This is a genomic window from Achromobacter seleniivolatilans (assembly GCF_030864005.1).
GTDB lineage: Bacteria > Pseudomonadota > Gammaproteobacteria > Burkholderiales > Burkholderiaceae_B > Achromobacter > Achromobacter seleniivolatilans.
The window spans coordinates 5,922,584-5,943,246 of record NZ_CP132976.1 but is presented as its reverse complement, the minus strand read 5'-3'; the positions used below and the strand labels follow the sequence as shown (position 1 = coordinate 5,943,246).

12 protein-coding genes and 2 pseudogenes are annotated in these 20,663 nt (G+C 56.6%); 5 read left to right on the top strand and 9 right to left on the bottom strand.

Annotated features, from left to right (window positions below; all coding sequences use genetic code 11):
• Positions 1-158: 158 nt before the first annotated feature.
• Positions 159-1,301: an IS30 family transposase gene (locus tag RAS12_RS26885; protein WP_306943192.1), complete on the bottom strand. Its 1,143-nt coding sequence runs from the start codon at positions 1,299-1,301 to the stop codon at positions 159-161.
• 153 nt (positions 1,302-1,454) lie between these two features.
• Here RAS12_RS26885 and istA point away from each other — a divergent pair.
• A pseudogene (gene istA / locus RAS12_RS26880) lies at positions 1,455-1,987 on the top strand (IS21 family transposase); the annotation flags it as partial.
• A 41-nt stretch (positions 1,988-2,028) separates the two neighbouring features.
• Here the strand turns inward: istA and RAS12_RS26875 are convergent.
• The 6 genes from RAS12_RS26875 to RAS12_RS26855 form a co-directional block, all read right to left on the bottom strand.
• Positions 2,029-2,760, bottom strand: a complete 732-nt coding sequence (locus RAS12_RS26875; RefSeq protein ID WP_306943190.1) for a hypothetical protein — start codon at positions 2,758-2,760, stop codon at positions 2,029-2,031.
• A gap of 438 nt (positions 2,761-3,198) precedes the next feature.
• Complete coding sequence (locus RAS12_RS31105) at positions 3,199-3,612, bottom strand: very short patch repair endonuclease (protein ID WP_371321223.1); 414 nt, start codon at positions 3,610-3,612, stop codon at positions 3,199-3,201.
• Positions 3,613-3,660: 48 nt separating this feature from the next.
• Complete coding sequence (locus RAS12_RS26870; RefSeq protein WP_306943188.1) at positions 3,661-4,809, bottom strand: DNA cytosine methyltransferase; 1,149 nt, start codon at positions 4,807-4,809, stop codon at positions 3,661-3,663.
• Positions 4,810-4,845: 36 nt separating this feature from the next.
• Positions 4,846-10,713: a DEAD/DEAH box helicase gene (locus RAS12_RS26865; protein WP_306943186.1), complete on the bottom strand. Its 5,868-nt coding sequence runs from the start codon at positions 10,711-10,713 to the stop codon at positions 4,846-4,848.
• On the bottom strand, positions 10,706-12,805 hold the full coding sequence (locus RAS12_RS26860; RefSeq protein ID WP_306943185.1) for a hypothetical protein: 2,100 nt from the start codon (positions 12,803-12,805) through the stop codon (positions 10,706-10,708). The genes RAS12_RS26865 and RAS12_RS26860 overlap by 8 nt, the downstream gene beginning before the upstream one ends.
• Before the next feature lie 27 nt (positions 12,806-12,832).
• Positions 12,833-15,100, bottom strand: coding sequence for a hypothetical protein (locus RAS12_RS26855; RefSeq protein ID WP_306943183.1), 2,268 nt, complete (start codon positions 15,098-15,100; stop codon positions 12,833-12,835).
• Between the two features lie 956 nt (positions 15,101-16,056).
• Here RAS12_RS26855 and RAS12_RS26850 point away from each other — a divergent pair.
• From RAS12_RS26850 to RAS12_RS26840, 3 genes are all read left to right on the top strand, one after another.
• Complete coding sequence (locus RAS12_RS26850; RefSeq protein WP_306943181.1) at positions 16,057-16,794, top strand: putative phage abortive infection protein; 738 nt, start codon at positions 16,057-16,059, stop codon at positions 16,792-16,794.
• A gap of 159 nt (positions 16,795-16,953) precedes the next feature.
• Positions 16,954-17,361, top strand: a complete 408-nt coding sequence (locus RAS12_RS26845; RefSeq protein ID WP_306951637.1) for an AbiV family abortive infection protein — start codon at positions 16,954-16,956, stop codon at positions 17,359-17,361.
• A gap of 75 nt (positions 17,362-17,436) precedes the next feature.
• Positions 17,437-17,967, top strand: a complete 531-nt coding sequence (locus RAS12_RS26840) for a hypothetical protein (protein WP_306943180.1) — start codon at positions 17,437-17,439, stop codon at positions 17,965-17,967.
• Between the two features lie 871 nt (positions 17,968-18,838).
• Here RAS12_RS26840 and RAS12_RS31100 read toward each other — a convergent pair.
• The gene (locus RAS12_RS31100) at positions 18,839-19,642 is read right to left on the bottom strand and encodes a TniQ family protein (protein ID WP_371321318.1); all 804 of its coding nucleotides are present in this window, start codon (positions 19,640-19,642) and stop codon (positions 18,839-18,841) included.
• On the opposite strand from RAS12_RS31100, the gene RAS12_RS26835 reads away from it, so the two are divergent.
• Positions 19,641-19,841, top strand: coding sequence for a hypothetical protein (locus RAS12_RS26835; RefSeq protein WP_306943178.1), 201 nt, complete (start codon positions 19,641-19,643; stop codon positions 19,839-19,841). The genes RAS12_RS31100 and RAS12_RS26835 overlap by 2 nt on opposite strands.
• Before the next feature lie 435 nt (positions 19,842-20,276).
• Here RAS12_RS26835 and RAS12_RS31095 read toward each other — a convergent pair.
• Positions 20,277-20,651, bottom strand: a pseudogene (locus RAS12_RS31095) (TniQ family protein); the annotation flags it as partial.
• Positions 20,652-20,663: the final 12 nt, after the last annotated feature.

The window sequence follows — 20,663 nt, the reverse complement described above, 5'->3', positions numbered from 1 at the left end:
AGACAAGAAGCCATGTGGGACAGTCATATGGAAAGTGTCCGCGCCGAAGAGTACGTAGCAGAACGGAGCCTTGAAGACGCAAAAAGGGCCCTTTCGGCCCTTTCGGCCCTAGTCGACCGGTAATCCCCCCGCAAAAGCGTTGTTGTGGATTCAGACGGTCAGTGCAACATTGCGTCCAGCGCTTCAGCCGGGGTCTTGAATCCCAACGTTTTTCTGGGCCGGGAGTTTAGCTTAGCGGCAACTGCATCAAGCTCGCACTGCGTATAGTTTGCCAAGCCTGTTCTTTTTGGGAAGTACTGGCGTAGCAGGCCATTCGTATTTTCGTTGGTGCCTCGCTGCCAGGGGCTGCCCGGATCGCAGAAGTAAACGACCATATTGGTGGCAATACTAAAGTGCCTGTGCGCTGACAACTCAACCCCGCGGTCCCAGGTTAGGCTTTTCCTTAGTTGAGCAGGAAGCTGGCGCATCTGCTCAACAAGTTCTCGAGTGACGGTTTCGGCCCGCTTGTCTTCGATCCTGCAAAGCACGGTGAACCGCGTGCTTCTGTCGACGATCGTGGCAATGGCGCTCTGATTTGCTCCCGAAATAAGATCGCCTTCCCAATGCCCTGGCAATGCGCGGTCTTCGATCTCCGCAGGACGAGAACGAATTGAGATGCAGTCGGGAATGCCGCCTGAAATGGCCGCCCGATGGGGTCTGGCATGGCGGAACATTCGCTGAGTCCGTAGGTGCTTTTTTAGTTCTTCACGCAGTACGCCGCAGGCTTGAACAAACAGCGATCGATAGATTGTTTCGTGCGAAACACACATGATCTTTCCGTCAGGAGAGTGACGCTTCAGCCATCCTGAAATCTGTTCTGGCGACCAGTCAGCCTCCAACAGGCGTATCACGATACCGCGCAGCTCCGGTTCACTGGACAGCAGGTAAGGCTTCGGTCGCAGACCACGCTTCAAGAACTGCTTTTCAGCATCGTACGCTCGGTACTCCTCTGGTCCGCCATTGCGGCCGACCTCTCTCGAGATCGTCGATGCTGAGCGGCCCAACTGGCGACCAATAGCTCGATAACTTGCGCCACTGGCCAACCCTCGAGAGATCGACTCGCGCTCTTCTGCTGACAGGCATTTGGCACGGCGCGTCCTGGTCCTAGGCGAGATGCCTCCGTGGTACAGGAGATATGAAAAGACAGTCGCAGGAGGCTTAGATATGTCGCGCGCAATGGAGCTCATCGGGGTCCCCTTGCACCATAGCTCCCAAATCCTAGACTTCCTCTCCGTAGTCATGGCACCGTAAATGCTGACCATTGCACACCTCTATCCATCAGGCTTTCAATAGGGCGTTGCACTGACCATCTGAATCCACAGGTACTAAAAACTGGGTTAGGATCATACTGACCCACCGCGCCGGAGTAAATCTGACCCACCTGGGCAATGATGGCGGCCTTTTGGCCGCCGACAATGTTGACTCAGGGCAAGCAGTGGAGATCAAGGTAATGGCGCGTCGCGACGTCAGCATTCGGGAGATGGCCAAGCAGCCGGGCTACTCACGCAACACGATCAGGCGGTATCTGCGTGAGGCTGATGCCCAGCAGTACAAGCCCCGCGAGGCACGGACCACCAAGCTGGATCCGTACAAGGACTATCTGCACGGGCGCATCGAGGCGGCCCGGCCGCACTGGATTCCAGCAGCCGTGCTGCTGCGGGAGATTCAAGAGCTGGGCTACCCCGGTGGTGTAACGCAGCTCAAGGAGTTTCTTGGCAGCTACAAGCACCAGGAGCCTGAACCGGTCGCTCGTTTCGAGACCCCGCCTGGCAAGCGGATGCAGGCCGACTTCACCCACATCCGGCGCGGCCGTGATCCCTTGATGGCCTTTGTCGCCACGCTGGGATACAGCCGTTCGAGCTGGGTGCGGTTCACCACCGATGAGCGCGCCGACACTTGGTTCGGATGTCTGCGTCAGGCCTTCATCTACTTCGGCGGCGTACCCCAACCGCTGTCGGCTGTTCGATGGGCAGCCTTCGCTAGACGACTTCACGCTTCCCCCCAGCTTGCATAGCAATAAAGGTATTCGTCGATCACGATCTTCACCTGAACACCGGAATAGTCTTCGTACGCTATATATCTATATCGCCCTTTCTGAACTTCTAACCAGTCATGGATAAGGAGCGCGTTATTCTGCCGTTCCGTCCCGTCTAGTCCGGCGCACGTAAATTGAGCGACGACCATGCGCTGCATAGCACGTGATCCAATCTCCGGGTACAGCTCTGGCACGTGAACATCCTCAATAAACTCGCGTTGTTCCTCCGATAGCAAGGCAAGCGGTCCCCAGGAAAAGACTGTTGGCTCCCCGCGGCACACTGAGCTGAGTTCATACGCAGCATGGCCGCGGGCAAGCTTCAGAAGGACGACTTTGACTCGATCCGCTTCAATCGCAAAGATGACTTGACCATCTCGCTCCTGCCGGGCGGCTTGAATTTTGGCTCGCAATGCAGGACTTCGCCGGAAGATACGGCCCACCAATGGCCGCTGCACTGAATCGGTCGATCCTCGAAGAACGGTTTCAAGTAGACATACAAAATACTCCTCATCTGAGGAAAAGGCGTTGTTGCATTTTCTGCACGCCCCTACAACGGGGAGGTTTTCGGGTAGCGGCGCGTCGAGCAATGATCGCGACGGCACATGATCGCGGGTGTCAGGGAACCCGCCACAATAGATGCAACCATCAATGAGGCGACTGTCAGCAAAGTCCGTGAACTGGTCCATGGCCGTCTAATGTAATTTTTTGACAACCACATAATAAACTGGACCGCAACGAATATTCTGGACCCTGATCAAGAGTTGGTGTTAGATGCAATTACCAAGCAGTGCGAGGCATCGCTCTCGAGGCACCCTGATTAACTTAGATCAGGAAGCGCAGCACTTTTACGGTGTCTGGTGGTGATTCTGTAAGGCCAATCATCCAGATCCGAGTATGAGGGGCGGACGGAGGGAACTGTTGGGACAACGGCCTGGCAGAGTCCTTCTTAAGCACTTAAAAGAAGGAGCGCATCAAGCAGCACATCTCTGCTGACTGGGAGAATGTTACGCTCGATCTGGAGGAGCACATTGATAGCCGATAGAATTCAACCCGGCGGCACAGTCATCTCGGTGGTGCGCTCCGAACGAGTTCGAGGCTGCTCATCGCTAACGAAAATCAGATGCCTATAAAGTCTTGGTAACCCCACGCCCCAAGGCCCTGCGAAGGCGTCGGACTACGACGTCTTCTCGTTTAAGATCATGCTCCCAGAATGTCAACACAGCCCAACCGTCCCGCCTCAATCTAGCCCGTGTTAACTTATCGCGCGCGATATTGCGTGCAATTTTGGCCGACCAATACACTGAATTATCGCACGGACTACGGTAATGCCTAGGACAGCCATGCCAAAAACAACCGTGAACCATCACAGCAACACGTGCTGCGGGAAAAACAAAGTCGGGCGTGCCGACGATCTGCAAGTGCCGGCGCCATCCAGTCAGACGCGCGCCGCGCAAAATGCTCACCATCCGCCCTTCGGTCGACGCATTGCCTCGACTCTTTACTGCTCGCATGATCGCAGATCGCTCGATAGTCGGCATAAGGGGGCCTATCGATTTCGTATAGCTGATGCAAAATAAGTTCTACTGTTAAGCAGCCTCGTCAGCTAATTCAATCGCCTTGATTGTGTCGATGATAGGATTAAAAATGTGCTGCGCAAGGTGATTGACAACTGGTACTGCCACGCCATCGCCCGTGAGATGATAGGCTTCGCTGTACCTTTCGGGGAGCTTGTAATCGTCATCCAAACCCATCAGGCGCGCCGCCTCTCTACGAGACAATAGGCGAGAGCGGACAATTTTTTGGTTTATCACAATGATGGTTTGCAGACTCGAGCCGCCCGATGGAGTGCGCAAACAGCCCGAGACACCATCAAAGCGCGCCTCTGCTCTTTGGAGTCCTTGGCGCATTCGCCGATAAATAGTTCCCACCACTTGCTCGCCAGTTTGGCTTGCCTGCTCGATCGCCCTATCCACCTTTAGCCGGTTGATTGGGGTCATCATGCTGCACAACCGTTTCGTTTCCTCCTTGGTATGCCATTGCACATCCTTGGGGTTGTCTTCGATAAGATCTTTCAGCTCCTTGGGTTTATCCACAGGCAAAGGTAGATCCCACCAAATCCAGCGTGACTGTAGTCTCTTCGGCATGCTCTCAAACGCATGAACAAGCCCTGACGGATGCCAAGTTTTCGATGGGCCACTGGCAAGCAACTGCTCGGGTACAGCGACATTGGCGTTAACGGCCACAATAAAAAGACGAGGTCGAGATTGTGGTAAAAAGCGCGCCGCATCGATCACCATCGCACCTAGTCGATAGCCCCCGGCCACAATAGCTCTTACGATTGACTCAAAGTCTTTACCATCATGACTAGTAAGTGTGCCATAGACATTTTCCAAAGCAATTAAAGATGGATTTCGCCCCTCTTTTTTTAGGGCCATCATTAACTTCCAAAATGCCCAAAAAGTGCCGCTTCGCTCTCCATTTAACCCGACACCATTCCCTGCCAAGGACAAATCCTGGCACGGAAAAGATGCCCATGCCAAATCGGCTCGCCCAGGCAGGTCAATTGGTTTGATGTCGGTAATGTTCTTGATTTTAAGGTGCTCGCCCCCCCAGTTGGCTGTATAGGCGGCCGCTTTCTTTTCACTTATATCGTTGGCGAACAAACAGTTCCATTCGTCGCGCATTGCAGCGCGTACCATCCCGCCACCAGAAAAAAACTCATAGAGGGCCCTCATTAGATATTTAACTTCCGTCCATTTAGATTAATGCTGCTAGTTCGAGCGCCCAGAGCCACGTTCATGGCGTAGGCGAGCTAGAACTTGCAGCGGTCGCCGCTCAAGATTATAGGTGTCGACCGCAAGCATCCCCGGGACAAAGTCCGGCCCCAAAATTCCGCCTAATGTTTCTGGATCTTTTCGCCAAAGCGGGTGCAGCACAATGTAACGCCATGCCTCTCCACTAGAACGTTCGATGATGCACGGCAGCCCTGAATGCGCGAGCTGCTCGTGACTTAGCGAGCTGGGGCGCATGGACACGATGTCCTCGGCGAGCGTGCGAGCACGCTCGAGCCAGCCTGTCAACTCAGGCAGATTTTCATCGCCGGGATTCAGCCCGCAAGCATACTCTGGGTCAGTCAGTGCCCTTAGATAAGAGAGCCCAAGACGCCAGTCGAGTAGACCGTGATAGGCACGGTTGCTGAAACGTTGTATGCACCGATAGCAGGACGTCTTGCATTGTCCCTGGTGAGATCCCCCATCGCCGTAAGATGCAAGAAAATCCGCGAGAGGCCATTGGTCCGTGCGCGATAGGATTGCTCCAACAATTTCGCTGATGTACGACGGACCGCCGGGGATGTTGGGTTCGCCGAGCCTTCGGCACAGTCCCGAGCCGTTGATCAACGCGTCGGCAATCTGCAGCATCGGCCTGCCGTCGCGCAACCGCGGTTCTAATGCCTCAAACTCCTCGGCAGACACGTCGAGCTCAAGCGCCGCGCGTTGCACCAAGATCTGTGTGGCGCTTACCGCCGCTGCTCGGGTAGCAATATCGCTAAATTCGCCCTTGCGCGCAACTCTATCAAGCGTGAGGCGAGAGTCAAATTGCTGCAACTCTAGGTAGACTGCGTCGGTCTTTTTTCGGGACACTAACCCGAATCTCTGTCCGCTCGATCCATTGGCGTCCACAGGCCAGCGGTAAGAATTTTTTTGTCGTACGCTGGCTTCGATAGCTTGGTCGCTAATCCGAGACAGGTATTTACCCGTTGCACCCAGAGGAGCTCGCGCATCCATAGCTTCGTCCATCACGAATAGCGACCCATTGCCCTCGTTGTCGGGGGGGCCGTCGTTTAGCTGCAGAATTATTGCGCCGGCGCCACTCCGCACTATCATGTTGCCTTGCTCAACAGGCACCCCCACCTCCAGCACGGTGGCCACTGTCCTCTGGGACATCCGCGCGATTTCCTCTTCCCCTGAGGACGGGGTGAAGTCTGTGCGGAACGCGACCGGCGTTACATAAGGGTTAAACGAGTCTACGGAGATAGGTTTTTTGCAATCCTCGCAAAGCGAGCCATCGGCCGGGAGCTCTTCCTGGAACTTTGCTGAGCCGCAGGCCGCGCAAAGCGCGACGTAGGAATGTGTCTCCCGCCACCCAGACACTACCTGGGCCTTCCATCCACCGGTGGTTCGTATTGGATCGCTTAAGTTACCGGTAAAACCCACTACTCGATGTCGCTCTTTGTCCTTGACTAGCACATTGCCAGGCGAAAACTCAAACACAGCCATGTCTAGATCTCGATCCATGGTTGACCACGTGTACTCGCCCTTCTCGCCACTTGCTTCTCGTGTCCCAAGGTAGAGGTTTCTTACTCGAGTTGGCATTCCGTACATCGGCAACATTCCCCACTCAGCGAGGAACCTTGCCATCCCAATTTGCGCATCGGGTGCATGCCCGTGAAGCGCCTGAATTTCGGCCATTAGCTTGTCGGATGTGGAGCCAGCAAGCAGCCTATCCCGTTGTTCTCCCTTGACCGCCATGTCTACGAAGCGATCTCGCTCATGGACGGTTGCTTCCAGCGCAACCTTGAGTCGTGCCCGCCACCCGGCACCATCGTTGTGGTAATAGTCCTGCGTTGTGACATACTCCCCGTGCACGTCGGGCGGCACCAGCAAATCGCCCGGGTATTTCTGTCCACTCGCGTAGCACTCGTCGCGCAGCCTCTGGAAGGCGGCACGTAGCCAGCACTTGCGCACTAGGCGCATCGGAATTGGGTCGTGCTCCACCGCGAGAAATGGTGGAGGCGGAGCATCTCCCGTGATAGCTCCGGGGTGCGCGAAGTAGTACGCGTCATGCGACCGCCCGCGGCAGAAAGTCGCTACGAATGAGAACGCTTGTCCTCTGCGTCCAGCACGGCCAACACGCTGCTGGTAGTTAAACCTCTGAGGGGGCATGTTCGCCTGATACACGCTCTGCAGCGCCCCAATGTCGATCCCAACCTCCATCGTCGTCGTCACCGACAACATGTCGATCTGGCTCGCGCGTTGTTCGGTCTCGCTCTCGCCATTGACAAAAATGCCTTTGAACTTACGAAGCCTATCGGCGAAGTCGTCAGTCTGTCCTGTCAACTCCTCGACGCGTAAACGGAAGCGAGAGACGCCGTCGGCCGCCCCGCGCACGATACGCTTGCCGAGGAAGTTGCCGTGCCATAGCTCCTCGACAGCGCCGCTGGAATCCTTGTCCAACATCTCTCCACAACGGGTACATAGCCCCAAACCAGAGTGCAGATGAACACGTTCGCAGTTGCGGCAACGCCAATAGCGGTCGTCCTTCTCGGCAACCCTCAAGTACAAGTTTGCAATGTCGAACATTCCACCTCTATGGCCCATGTCGGAGAAACGCCCAATGACGTCGGTCAGTCTCGCGGTGACGTCCCCTCCGGCGTACGCCTTGTCGGCGATTTTCCTGACCCGGCTCGTCCGCGGGATGTCGGCACCATTTGCCCACTCCTTCACTTCGTCTTCATTAAAGAAGCGGTTATTACGCACGCGGTATGCGCCGGCGAATACGCGCAGCCAAGCGTCCATCTTGTTCTCGTCGTCATGAGCAGTGCCGGCCAGACTCGGGTAGCCCAGGCCGGTCTCCTCCAACGCGAAGAATGTATTTGCGAAGATCACGTCGTCGATCAGCTCATACTGCTGCCTTAAGATTGTGGCGGTGAGGCTGGCTTTATCAGCTCCATTCAATGTTCCCGCGTACTCAACCGAATTGCTGGATTGTTCGAATAGTGCGTGCCACGGACTCCCTTCGAACGTCGCACGTCCGCTTGGATCAAACGGGTGAATGCCCATCTTCACGAACTCGGAAACGAGGTCGCCGACACGTCCGCCACCGTCCGCGTCCTGCAGTAACTCACGCAACGCGACCTTGCGGTCTCCAGACTGCACCGAACCACCCGCTCGTTGCGCGGTATAGCGCTGTACGAGATTAGTCAGTTCAGCTGTTTTCCTATCCTGAGAAAGGCGTCCAACCATCTCATTGAACTCATCCTCGCTGAGCCATTCCTTTTGACGGGTCTCTATGCGGGCACGTGCGGCCGCCACTAAAACTTCACGCCGGAGATCTCGCAAATGCATGGTTTCGATCGCCAGCGCTTGATTGGCGGCGTCCTGGCGACTGTCCGAGAAGCAGATTCCTTTCGGTTCGGCACCGATCGCATGTAGAAGCTCGAAGAGCTCGGTTGCAACCAGCTGAGACGCCTTCGACACGCCCGTGCGGAACGCACGGATCGGCGAGCGCAGTCGATTGCTTGCTGGTCGACGTGAATAGTCGATACCGCACTTAGGGCAGCAGAACGGCTGCGCTGTTTTTGATCGTTTTGGCCCGTCCTTGGCCCTGGTTCCCTTACCGCTGACTGCCTCATCGTTTTGAAAGTAGAGATAGCCGCCCACGTGCCCATCCGGTATGTCTGAGCCGCACGCAACAACGCCTGAGTGCGGGTCCAGGTGCGCTAGCTGCCACTGGTCGTAGTCCCTGTCAGGCAGCATTGGTTGTCGTCTTCGAGGCCAGAACACCGCGAACTCCTCGAAGGTCATCTGGTCGTAGTACTCGCTGGCGGCGCGCTCGGGCAAGTTTTCCAAGTTTCCGGACGAGGGCAGCATCTCGGTTGAGCTCGAGTTGAGTTTTCGCTCACCGCGCTGACCGCCAATCAGCAGATCGCCGCACGCCTCGCAGTAAAGAAGCTCAAATAGTCTTCTCCCTCGCTTCTCGCCATCAGCGGAGGGGGCGTGCGAAAGGCCGCGCTCGGTCGTCAAATTGTCAAAGGTCGCACCTCCAAGCGTCGGCCTGGGCGCACCGAACAGCCCCTCGATGTTTCGAATGAATGTGTGTAGGCGAAATGCCGGCGTAGTCGACTCCACTCGTGCGTTCCAGACTTTAGACTCTGGCAGCGCCCGCGCTAGCGTCAGACCACGCAATGCAGCCATAACGTCCGTGGCCCCCTCCCGAAAAATCCGCGCGCCCAGGTCAGATACGGCAGTCGCACGCACACCCTCGCCATCGCGACACGCGTCGGTAAGAGCGGCCGCGGCCGCCTCTGCCAAGTTGCGCACTCGATCCTCCTCTGTGTCTCCGCCCACAGCAAGCGCAGCGGCAGCCGCGTCCACTGCTGCCATTAGAGCTGCGCTGCGCTTCACTTGAGGAACGAAATCGTCACGCGAGTCGAGCGCAGCCTTGAGCAGTGATTCGAACGGAACAGGATCGATGGGTCCGTGCTCCCATGCTGGGATGTTTGGCACGCCCTTGATAACGCATTCTGACCAATACTCGGCACTGTCCGTCCCAAGGTCGCCCGGCCCCGTGCTGGTGCCGTACGGCGCAAACATGTCCCGCAAGTACTGCCTCGAGCGCTGGCCGTCTTGACCCTCCATTGGCATTGAAGCTGACGACGCTAGGATGCGCAGCTTGTGTCGATGCTTCGGGTCGGCGAGCCCCAGCCTGTCGATCAAGGATTTTGTCAAAAACGCTACCTCGGTGCCTGCCGACCCGCGCACCAAATGCAGTTCATCGAACACCAGATAGAAGTACGCGTCGTCGTTGTCAGTCAACCACTCGCGCGTGCGCCTGAAGATTGGGTCCTCCACCTCTCGCGACAGCATCGCACCCAACATCGACGCGTTGGTGATCAGGATGTCTGGCGGGGCGTCCTGCATGTCCCATCTTGACAGCATCTCGCCGCCGTCCATCGACGGAAAGATGAAGCGGGTTTTCTCGGGGGGATCTTTTTGCGCGTCATGTTCCCGGGCGGCAGTTTGGTTTTCGTCGGATCTTCGGAGGGCGATGCGCAGTTTTTCCAGCCGCCGCTTGCGGCGCTTTTTCTCGTCTGGGTCGTCGGCCAGCCGAGGGTGCTTCTGGTGGCCGGTGACCGGAACAGCGCTCGTATACTGCCCAAAGAACACACGGTTTCCCAAGAACCGTTCGTCCATCACCGCGCGGGCCTCGTCCGAGTCCAGCGTTTTGCGCAATCGAACCATCTGATCTTCGACCAACGCGTTCATCGGGTACAGAACTAACGCGCGCACAGCGGCCGGGCGCTGTTCACCAGTACGCATCGCCCGCCAATCTGTTTCATTTTTCCTCCACCACTGGCCATCTAAGTAATTGCTATTCGGCTGTGGCCATTTGACCGCCTCGTCGGAGATCGCAGCGAGCATTGGCAACATGAAACTCTCGGTTTTGCCGGAACCTGTGCCGGAGGTAACGATCGCAGGGTTTCCCGGGCGAAGTCCTCGATTGAGCATCTGCACCTGATGTCGGTACGGTGGATATTCGGATCTACGCCGGATTTTTCCGTCGACCGAGCGGCCTTCGAACAAGCCAGACAGTGCGAGTTCAGCGAACGCACGTCTCCCTTCAGGCGAGAGTAGTTCTAGTGGGCCATTCTCAAGCATCGCCAATTCCTCAATTGTGGTGTCGCTTGACTCATAGCGCAGTACGGGCTCAAGGAATGGCTCTGTCGTGAATGTGCCCGGCGCTTCGAGCAAGCTGCGTCGAGCTTCCGCCACGGTAGGATCGGAGATGCGGAAACTGGTCTCGACGTAGGAAATGAAGAAATCCTTGATGCGGCCAAAACCGCCGATCGGATCAAGCATGGGTAGCTCTCTGAGGTTTGTTCGCACTGGCGGGTTTCCCTCCAGTGCCTAAGAAAAGGTGTACAAGCTCCGACAAGCGGGCCACTGGGGACAGGCTGGTGGCCTCGGCGACAGCGCGCATAGCGCGCAATGAGCGCCACGCACCGAGCTGAGGCGCATCCGTAGCCACCGCGGCCGCGCCTAGAGCAACGTTTGCGCGCTCGCGGCCCGTATCCAGCTCGGTGGCTGTTCCGGCAGAGGCCGCGATCATCGCTAGGGGAAGTGAGCTATCCGCTTCCAGCACATCGTTCAGGTCAAGGCGCACGGCGCGGCTCAGAATCTCCAAAGCCTCCTCGCACTCTTGGTCGGCGATAGTCACGCAAATGAGCAGACTGCGCGGCAGCGTCCCGCGCTGCGCGCGGTCCGCCAGCGTTGGGTACCAGAATCGGCCTCCTGAACGCTCCGCGCGCTCGAGCACCGCGAGCATCGTCCGAGGTTTGCCTTCAATACCGCTGGCCATCGCTAACGCCTGCCCGAATCCGGTGTGCAAATCCGTTCCGGCTCGTATCCACAAGTCCTCGAATGTGAGGATCGTCGGATCCGCTTCCATGCGAACCGAGCGGCCGCCACCGAACATAATCTCGGCAGCCAGGAGGAAATCATCTACCCCAGGCCCACATAGGGCGGGCACCTCGCCGGCCAGCGTTAGAGCGAGGAAATTTGCCATAAGCGTCTTACCCCTGCCCGATAGCAACCGCGACGCATCTATCTCAGCACCAACTCCCTCCAGAGTAAGGAGCTTTGTTGCCCCTGGGCGGACGATTACCGGGCATTTCGTCTGGGCTGCGGTCAGGCGAGTCTGCTCGACGGCAAGTTCAGCCGCCGCCATAGCTGTGGAGACTTGGATCGCATTCAGGGATGCCTGTGCTTCGGCAATCTCGCAGCGTATTGACGCTGCCTTTTGCCGTTCTTCCCCGACAGCGGCCTTCGCGTGGCCAGCCTCGATAGCGAGTGCCTTGCAGTGCGCGTCCAGTTCGCCAGCCCGCTTTTCCATAGCGCCGACACGTGCTGAGACGCTTTGCTGCAACTCCGCCTCACCATGGGCCCGCAACTTGTCGAGTTCCTCGCTGAGGGACTTCCGCCCAATCTGAGCTGCGTTCTCTAGCTCCTCTTTCAGAGCCGCTAGGCGATGTTTTCGGCTAGCTTCCATCTCGCGCTTCGCCTCTGCCTCAGCCCGAACGCGCGCGTCCGCACGTTCTTGCTCCACTACTCGTTCCGCACCTTCCTTAATCAGCGCGCCGATTCGCTCATCATCGACCAAGACATCCAAAAAGCTCCGCAAAAGTTCCTGGTCTTCCGCGAGGCGCTTCGCTAGCTTGCCAGAACGAAGCGCCTCATTGGCCGCGGAGATGTCGGCAGACTTCACAGGCAGCAAACCCTCACCTTGCTTCGCATGCGATTCAAGCCAAGCGACGAGGCTGCGCGCATGGCCATCGCCGGCGTCTACCGCCGCCCGGACGACTCGTAAAGCGAAGGAGTCATCCGGCGTCCAGTCGTAGTATCGCGCCGGTGTCGCCCCTTTCAAGTCGTATAAATCCACCTCTCCGTCCGGGGTTGGCATTCTTGTCACCGACTCCGGGTCAAAGCGATACGCTGACACCCGGCCATTACCCAGTGCTAAGTGTGCGACGCCTTCGTGCTGCCTCAGCTCGACCTGTAAGACTTCATCTTCAGCGCACCGGACGATCCAGGTGCCCGAGGGTTGGCGCGTCTGCACGCCCTCGACGACGAGTTGGCGTTGCGCTTGCTCCGCACCTTCCAACGCCGACAGATCTACATACCGATGTAGGCGGCGGTGCGCTGTTGCAGGCCATGACTTCGTCCTAGATCCCTTAATACCGATTGTGAACGCTGCCCAATCTGAAACTCTCAACTGTCGCGCGTCGGCAGCGCGCAGCTCTACATCGTTCATACCCCTGAACAGGATTTTGGGATCGTCGATCAATCTCCACTCGCTGTTCACCAACTGCGCCACCGCCTCCAAGTGCGATGCAGTGCCTTTCTCTGCACGCTTGATGCAGGGGCCTGCATACCAAATCACGTTAGATGCCATTTTTGCCTTCTGTCACGGTTTTCATTGTTATAGCGTCAGCCGTCCTTCGCGCCACTGGACCCGCAATGCGCCACGGGAACGACGCGATCTCGAAAGCACTTCACCCGTGCTTGGCTCCGTAAGCGTAGGTGTGCCAACGACACACCCTGGTAGCAGACCGGCGAGCCAGGCGGCATCCTCGACAGTTGCGGGATATTCATAGGAATCATCGGTGAACCCGCTGCTCGCCAGCCGACGCCGGCGCAACGCTGTCGCTAACTTATCTGGCAACCCGCCATCTCGCGCCATCACTTCGATTCGATCGTCGACGAATGCAAACAATGGGACTCGCGCAACCGAGTGTGCACAGACAATCGCCGCTTGGCGCGAAAAAAAATGCCAGCGTTTCCCGCCGCACTCGACGCGGTACACATCATGGTCCGTGGCAGCAGGATGCGAAAGTTGAGCTAGTCGGACCCCACCCTCAGTCGCCCCGAAGGCCTTAAAGCGTCGCTCGAGCCAGCACCATGTGAACGCAATCTTGTAGTTCTCCGCGATCCGGTCAGTTTTGACTAACGCCAATGGAGCGCTCGAGGGCGCTTCTGTCTGCTCAACAAGGGCCCAACCAAGTCGGCTGGCTAAGGTGCCCGGGTCAACACCGACCGCTCCAGTTACCGGTACCGACCATCGCGCAGCCCCGGGGATTCTGAATGGCATACCGCCCATCCCTGTGATCGCCAGTTCAAACGCTTCTAGCGTGTGGAAGCACAGCGCGCCCTCTGCGAGGGCGATCGGAATGTTATCGGTCCAGGATACGACTATGCGCGGCGGCACCAGCGTCCAGACACGGCCTTTCCACCCGTGCCTTAGCCGAGATTCAATCACGCCACCTTCCTGCAACATGCGCAGCGTGCGCCAAGGGGCCAGATTTGTCTCTGGGTCGGCGCGACGCACAAGGTCAACGAGGTCAGACTCGTCCCAGCCATTAGCACCACTGGCGTAGAGCGCCTCTAATAGCCATTCCATCGAGTTTTGCGAGCGTGCCCAGCCAACATTGCAAGGCAAGTTGCTAGCGACTCGTGCTGGACCCATCGTGCTCCAGTCTTCCAGGAGCGACAGGTTTTGCCGCGCTCCGCCGAGCTTCAGATGTGGCGCGGCCCGATCGACAAACTGCAGCCTCAGTCGCCAAGGTGGGCGGCTTTCGCGCTGGAGCAGATGCGGCTCCACGAGATAGGCACCTGCGACTGGGGTGTCGGACACTAGCCTGATGTTGCCCGCCATCGTAATCCGCACCTCGGCAACATCGTTCCTTTCTGGGATTACCCGAAGCTTGTCGGTATCCGCGTCGATCGAAGGCAAAAAACCGGGGAGCCCCAGCCACGCACCATGCACGCGCACACCATCCGACGCCATAGGACGAAACAATTGGACGGAACCGTCCACCATGATTCCACACATGCGCAACTCGGTCGCGACCTTTATGGCGTCAACGGGATCAACGGTCAACTTCCATTGACCATCTCTGGTCACGGTGCCCAGGCGCTCACGTATCAGGTTGGTAAATCGGTCGTCAAATGCGACCAACACACGATCACAACACTTTGCCAAGTCGGGCTCGGCTGTCCAACGACCGAGGCCCACTTGCCTGAAAAATAGCAAGCCTCTGCCAACTGCGGATCCCAGGTTCGTACTAGCCGTTAGTATCTTGTCACGCAGCGCCGCTGACAACGCCCAGTGCACATGAACGTCATCAGTTGGTACTCGCATGACGCGAAATTCGTGCTCTTCATCTGCTGTAAGCCCAATATCGAGCGCGGCCAACAGTCGTGGCTTGGTTCCTACCGTACGGGCCTGCGCAACCAGGCGCCAAAACCGATGATCGGCAATCGCCCTTCGCTGGGAGTAATACGACTGAACAAAGTCGTCGTACGCGTCCTTCAGGCCAACGGAGATGCTCCTTCTGCCCTCCAGTTGCGCCGCCGCTTGGATCACCGTGACGGGGTTATCCAAGTCACGTTCAGGCACATTTGCCAAAACTTGGGCGACCGCTCTAACGTCAGCTCGGTTCGGGAATGACAGACGCCGGGTGTAGCCAATATGGTGCCAGCTTCTGGGATCGGGCAGCACTAATCGACGGAATGGGGCTCCATGCATTACCCGCATATCCAACCATTGAGCTAGCTCTTCCCACATCAGCTTGACCCCGCTTAGGTCGCTAAATGTACGGTCAATGCGAAGCCAATCGGCGAGCTTCGCTCGGAACTGATTGCCCGTATCTGCGGTTCCCTCGAGAAGCAGATCGATGAGCAACGTCATCGCTAGCATCGCAAAGCAGTTGGGAACGTCCGTAGACGGTCGCCGTTGCGGCCCCTCCCTTAGTGCCCTCAGCAGGCATACTTGGTCACGCAGCAGAGCGTCCCGGAACGCTTCCTCGATCTCGCCTTCTCGGCCAGGATCGCTTCCGCATGCTAATGCGAGTGACCGGGGGCTAACCTCGATCGCATGAATGTCGCTAGCGTCTCCCTCTCGTCCGACGGTAAGAAAGTGGCGCACTAGGATGTGCTCCCAGCCGTTGATATCAACTGGAATCGCTTCTTCCGAAGGGAGGTTTACTCTGTCGACGAGATGCATTTTTTCTGTCATTCAGAATTGCAAGCTGGCACCAGCACTCCTCTCTAAAAAGCCATCATACCTTGACTCATTTCAGACAGTAACCATCCCAAACAGAATAGAGCCTGACTTCGCAAGGTAGTCCCTCAAGCGCGTTAGCTGGAAATCCGGGTCTATAGCGAAAACCTTCAGATTTCGATAAGGATAATTAGCTGTTTGCGCTGATTAATGCCATTTGATGCCCATCAATCCAGCAAACTCCAGCCTTTTTTCTTATTCCGCTTTCAACCCGAAACGGCCTTCCAGTCAAAAATATCAAAACCGCTATTCGGTTCGATTCTTTCCCGCCTCATGGCTCGCGGATGCCGCAGGCCGTGCCATTTCACAGACACATGCACCTCATTGCAGATTGGCCGTATACTATTCGTAACAAATTCGTTCGCGGACCTACGCCAGCAGCCGTGGTGCGCAACTCGGACGGGTGAATTTACCACTGTGTTTTCATACAGAATGCCTACCGAGAAGCTAGGCTACAAATCCTTTTTCGTACTCTTTTTCAGCGAATTTAGACCGCAAGCACCAGATCCGGTGTGCAAGTTGATGCGATCTACATTACGTTGGACCGCACAATTCTTTACCGGAAATTTTCACTCCTCCTGCTTATGAAGCTCGCCGACATGCTCGTTCGCCATCCATTTCGATTCGGAGTCGCCGCTATCGGAGCTCTGCTGGGGGCATTTGCCCTGAACTTCAGGAAGGCAGACGTCTCTAGCGCTGCCGCTGAATGGGGGCAGTTCGGTGACTACATGGGCGGACTGCTCAATCCATTATTTGGTCTCATTTCTGTCGTACTCGTCGCAGCAACTTTGCGTAGTCAAACCCAAGCAGCAAAGCTTCAAGCATTCGAGCACCAGTTCTTCACGCTGCTTTCGCTTCATGCCTCTGTTCTGCAGTCTATCGACCGTAAGATGAAAGACAAGACCATCATGCACGGCCGTGATTGCTTCCGCATTTTTTATCGGAAGATCGTTGCCCTTTCGCAGAAAAACCGAGTCCCGCTGGCTACCGCATATCAGCGTTTCTTGGAAACTGACGGGTGGGAGATCGAACACTACTTCAGGACCGTCTATCACTTGTTTAAACATGTGAAGGATCAAAGCGCCGAGATAGAGGCTACAGCGGCACAGCAAAAGCGCTATTACGACCTTATCAAATCGCAGCTATCTCAGTACGAAGTTGTCTTACTGTGGCTGAACGTGGAAGGACTCAATCGGGGAAATTGGGATGCCATCCTGACTGACCCAGAAGCAAAGCCATTCGAGCATCTGAACAAGGGGAACCTGGTCGAGAATCCGCCCGAAGTCCCGGAAGCTGAAGCCAATGAGCTGGTCTCACCATAAGTTCCGGACTGTGGTCCGACATGTCGGTCGACACGGACGCCTTGCGGTACCTAATCGCTCTGCGTCCATCCGCCGCAACGCTCCGGTTACCTTTGCGTTAGAAGGCGCATGTGGTCTTCAACCTATCAAAGCTAGGGTGAAAGTGTTGCAGGCAACGCCATTCCACTCGTAACAGAGCCGCGCAGTCTCTTCGAGGCGAAACATTTGCCGCGTGCCTACGGTCTTGGCCAGATATTCTCGGAAGAATTGGCAAAGAGCATTCTGGTGCGCACCATTAACTTGACAGGAACTTCCGAGAGCGAAATCTCCAATGTCGCCAAGCTTCTGCGAGATCACAAGGAGAAGATTGGATTTCTCGTAACCTATGCCGCGCGCTTGTCTGAAGAACTGCAGGCGCAGCTTGGCGCAATACAGGAAAGGCTGATAGACCAAACGAGTGATATCAAGAGGGACACGATGTATGTGGCATGCAAGGCCAAGTCAGTTGTTGCTCCCCGGAGAAAATTGCGGCTATCGATATCGAACGCTTTGCCTCGCTCGCGGAGTCCCTGTCGCAGCATGCCGTGAGCCTTCTGCCCCTCCATCGAGCGAGCGGGCGGCCTTCGGCTGCCGCTCGTATCACCTCTAAGGCGCTTAGGAAAAATGCCACCATCGTCAATTCGCGAAATATTTGGGCAAGGTGCCAAGGAGTTTGCTGCGCTCGCCACCCGCATCGAAGCGGAGCTCAGCGCTCGGTCGGTCAGCTACAAATACTTACCGCTGGAAGAGTTTTCGCAGCTGTTGGTCAACGACCCCGCACAGGCGCAACGCATTTACTGGTACGAGCTTGTTGGCCGCGCGCACTTCGCGGCAACGAGTTCATTACTCCGATCTGCTCAGTGGGTAAAAGGTGTACAAATTTCTCACGACGAAAACTTGTATCTGCCTTTCTGCGCTAACTTGCGATCACTCATCGAGTCTGCTGCGGATTCTTTGACCGGCGTCGCGGGCGCGGCCCAAACATTTGCCGAGAACTGCAACTCTATAAATGACTCACTAAGATGTAAATCTCATAAAATCGTCATTAGCCAAGAGCTAGAGGATCAATTAATTCACTTCTCGCACGGTCGCAAACTGGTGAAAGGTGATGACGCGCCACAGGCTCATTCAGCGAGGAGGCTAGGTCTTACATAGACCAGTTGGAGATTCTGGGACTGGTTCAAGCACACTCTCTATATCGGCAGCTCTGCCAAGTTACTCATCCTGCTTCAGATAGCGTATCGCACTTCCTGTCGGTAATGGGAGACGTAGAGTTCACGCTGTTTCCGCGCAACGATCGCACTGCCATTACCGCATTGATCCAACGACATGAAGTGCTCCTTCATTCCTTGCTTCGTTATGCCTTCAACCAGCCAATCATTCTGTTGCGGGTGCTCCTGCACGTCGATCTGCCCGAGTACCATAGCGACGAGATCTCTAGGCTAGATCTTTCGGGCATGCCCGGGTGGCAGAAGTGCGCCAAGCTTATGGGCGTAGCAACCTAACAACTCATTCAAACCGACGCCGCTTCTCCGCGCGGCTCAACTAGGCCGTTGAATGATCGCTCTCTCTTGTAGTCATCGGTTGCTCTTAGCCGATGACGGTCGCTTGCGCCAAGTCTGTCGCGCTTAGCATCTTGAAGTAACTTTTCGCGAACTTGCTTGATGGCGTTCTGGCACTTGCCTGCACATGCGTTTTCACGCGACAATTGTGCACACGCAATAGCTGGTGCGCCTTCGACAAGGCAATAGCGTTAACCCCACGAGAGTGGTTCCGCCCGGCGCGGGTAATGACTTCCAGACTACGGAGCCCCATTATTGGGGCTTTCGCTTTTCCCGTTACAAGTAGGCCCTTCCACCTGTCCACGCTACGCCCGACATCCATGCGTTATGCCCGCGCGTAGACGCTCGCAGGTATGGTGAAGGTGGCACCTCCCAGACTGCCGCTCCCCAGCAGAACCCAAACTCCTACTGCCGCAGATGAGCATCAAGCTCAACCACGGCCAATGGCCATCGAAAGCGTTGCTTCAACGCAATCTCGCACAGTCTTCCGATATCTCCCTTCCAAACACGCCGTCCCCGCGTATTGCCACGGGAGGCCACAACGTCTGCGGAGGCGTAAAGCCTGCGGAGGCGTAAAGCCTGCCAAGCGCATTCACCTGGCCGATGCTTCGTCTAACGTCGTCCAGGAGTCGAGGATCAACACGACTCAAGGACTGGCTCTCATTTCGATCCCTAGGTTCAATCCCTGCCGCCAACAGGCTGGGGAGCATTGCGAGTGGGATCCTCTCCTCAATCCCCACCAAGGAAAACCCCTCTTGCAAGATCGCGGCCGTCACAGCCACTTGCAGCTGCGCGAGTTGCGCTGCCGTATCGCATTTCAACGCCGCGAGCCCCACAAAGCGGAGGTCAGCACCACACTTTCCGCACCCCGCAAAAGGAACCGCACTGTGTTGATCATCCACAGCGACAGGGTCGCTGAACTGACACGCCGGGCAAATAGTGAGGATACGGTTTCCGTGCGTTGGACAAATAATCCAATAGCGCATTCGCCATTCAAATCGAAGGAATGGCACCACATCTTGGCGCAAGCAATTGGGGCAGAATCCGCTGCGGGCAGTCCCCTGCTCACTCAAACGCAACCATCTCCTAAGCCAGCGATTCCGCCGAAAGGCGTCAAAGCGCGAGACAAAGCCTTGAAGCGTTGCCGGCGGCAAGTTGGTGCCTTGCGCCAACCGCGCGGCGCCCCTTGAGCCGATGCCTATGTCCCAATCTCGATTGCGCGACAAGTCAAGGTTATCAAGAATTTTCGATACTGGCGCTCCATGCATGCACGCAACCCTCGCCAGCCATGAAGAGGTCGATTCATACAATTGTGGCTGCGGCAAGAACAACAGTGAAGGGATTCGCTCAACCATTAACGTCTCTCTCGAGCAGTTCCAATTGAACCCACCGATGCTGCTTGAGCCAACGACTAACCGTCGGCTCCTCTTCGCCAAGCAACGCCTGCAACACCCGCAGATCGCTTGAATTCGCACCTCCGAACAGCTCTTCTAACTGCCATGCTGGTGGAAGCTGAGTGAAGACGAGTGCATTGTTATCGGCGAGACGGTCCCACGCCCTTCGCACCACGCAAACCGCCTCGGAAGAGCTCAAAAGGCGCGTCAATCGCCCTGGTACAAGATCATCGCCTGATGCGTTCTCAGAGATCCCCAGTGCCCTCACAAGTCGAAGTAATGTGTCCAAACTCAGTGCGTGCAGAAGCCCTCGCCGACCAGCGCTCTTTTGCTCAGGCAATCCGCGCATGACACGCGCCGCAATCAAGGTTGAAATCGCTAGAGAGCCGGAACCTGCACTTTCACAACATAGCGCTCGCAGATCCGCGCCGCATGAGCATTCAAATGGGCCTGCCCTCCTCCACGAAATGCCCCTGCCGCAGACACACAGATCGAGCAGCAGGCACTCGTGCTCAACGCATGATGTATAGAGGGAAATCTCCCAGATAGCTTGTAGCCGGGCATCAGGCCTTGCCAGGCACGAGGGGCACACCTGAGGCCGCGTGTAGCGCAATTGATAGGTCCGACTGAAGTCGTACCCAAGGAAGGCCGATCTGCGCCGTCCTTTCAACGAATAGCTTCTGGGGATCGCCCTTTGAAGCCGACTCAGTGACGCTCCGAACGCATAGGACAAATAAGGCGCCGCAGTAGCCGGCATATAGGTGTGACCAACGGAAGCGGCAGCCCTCGCCAAATCAGAGAACTGCAATCCGTTCACTATCAGCATTCGTAGGGCATATCCGTTGCCAGACTCGTTGTCGCCTATTTCGTCTTGGACAGGCAAAGGCCGGCCAAG

Coding starts and splice junctions, on each gene's coding strand:
- RAS12_RS26885 (WP_306943192.1), bottom strand. CDS start 1,301: ATGGTCAGCATTTACGGTGCCATGACTACGGAGAGGAAGTCTAGGATT.
- RAS12_RS26875 (WP_306943190.1), bottom strand. CDS start 2,760: ATGGACCAGTTCACGGACTTTGCTGACAGTCGCCTCATTGATGGTTGC.
- RAS12_RS31105 (WP_371321223.1), bottom strand. CDS start 3,612: ATGCCGACTATCGAGCGATCTGCGATCATGCGAGCAGTAAAGAGTCGA.
- RAS12_RS26870 (WP_306943188.1), bottom strand. CDS start 4,809: ATGAGGGCCCTCTATGAGTTTTTTTCTGGTGGCGGGATGGTACGCGCT.
- RAS12_RS26865 (WP_306943186.1), bottom strand. CDS start 10,713: ATGCTTGATCCGATCGGCGGTTTTGGCCGCATCAAGGATTTCTTCATT.
- RAS12_RS26860 (WP_306943185.1), bottom strand. CDS start 12,805: ATGGCATCTAACGTGATTTGGTATGCAGGCCCCTGCATCAAGCGTGCA.
- RAS12_RS26855 (WP_306943183.1), bottom strand. CDS start 15,100: ATGACGTTGCTCATCGATCTGCTTCTCGAGGGAACCGCAGATACGGGC.
- RAS12_RS26850 (WP_306943181.1), top strand. CDS start 16,057: ATGAAGCTCGCCGACATGCTCGTTCGCCATCCATTTCGATTCGGAGTC.
- RAS12_RS26840 (WP_306943180.1), top strand. CDS start 17,437: ATGCCACCATCGTCAATTCGCGAAATATTTGGGCAAGGTGCCAAGGAG.
- RAS12_RS26835 (WP_306943178.1), top strand. CDS start 19,641: ATGCACGCAACCCTCGCCAGCCATGAAGAGGTCGATTCATACAATTGT.
- RAS12_RS31100 (WP_371321318.1), bottom strand. CDS start 19,642: ATGCATGGAGCGCCAGTATCGAAAATTCTTGATAACCTTGACTTGTCG.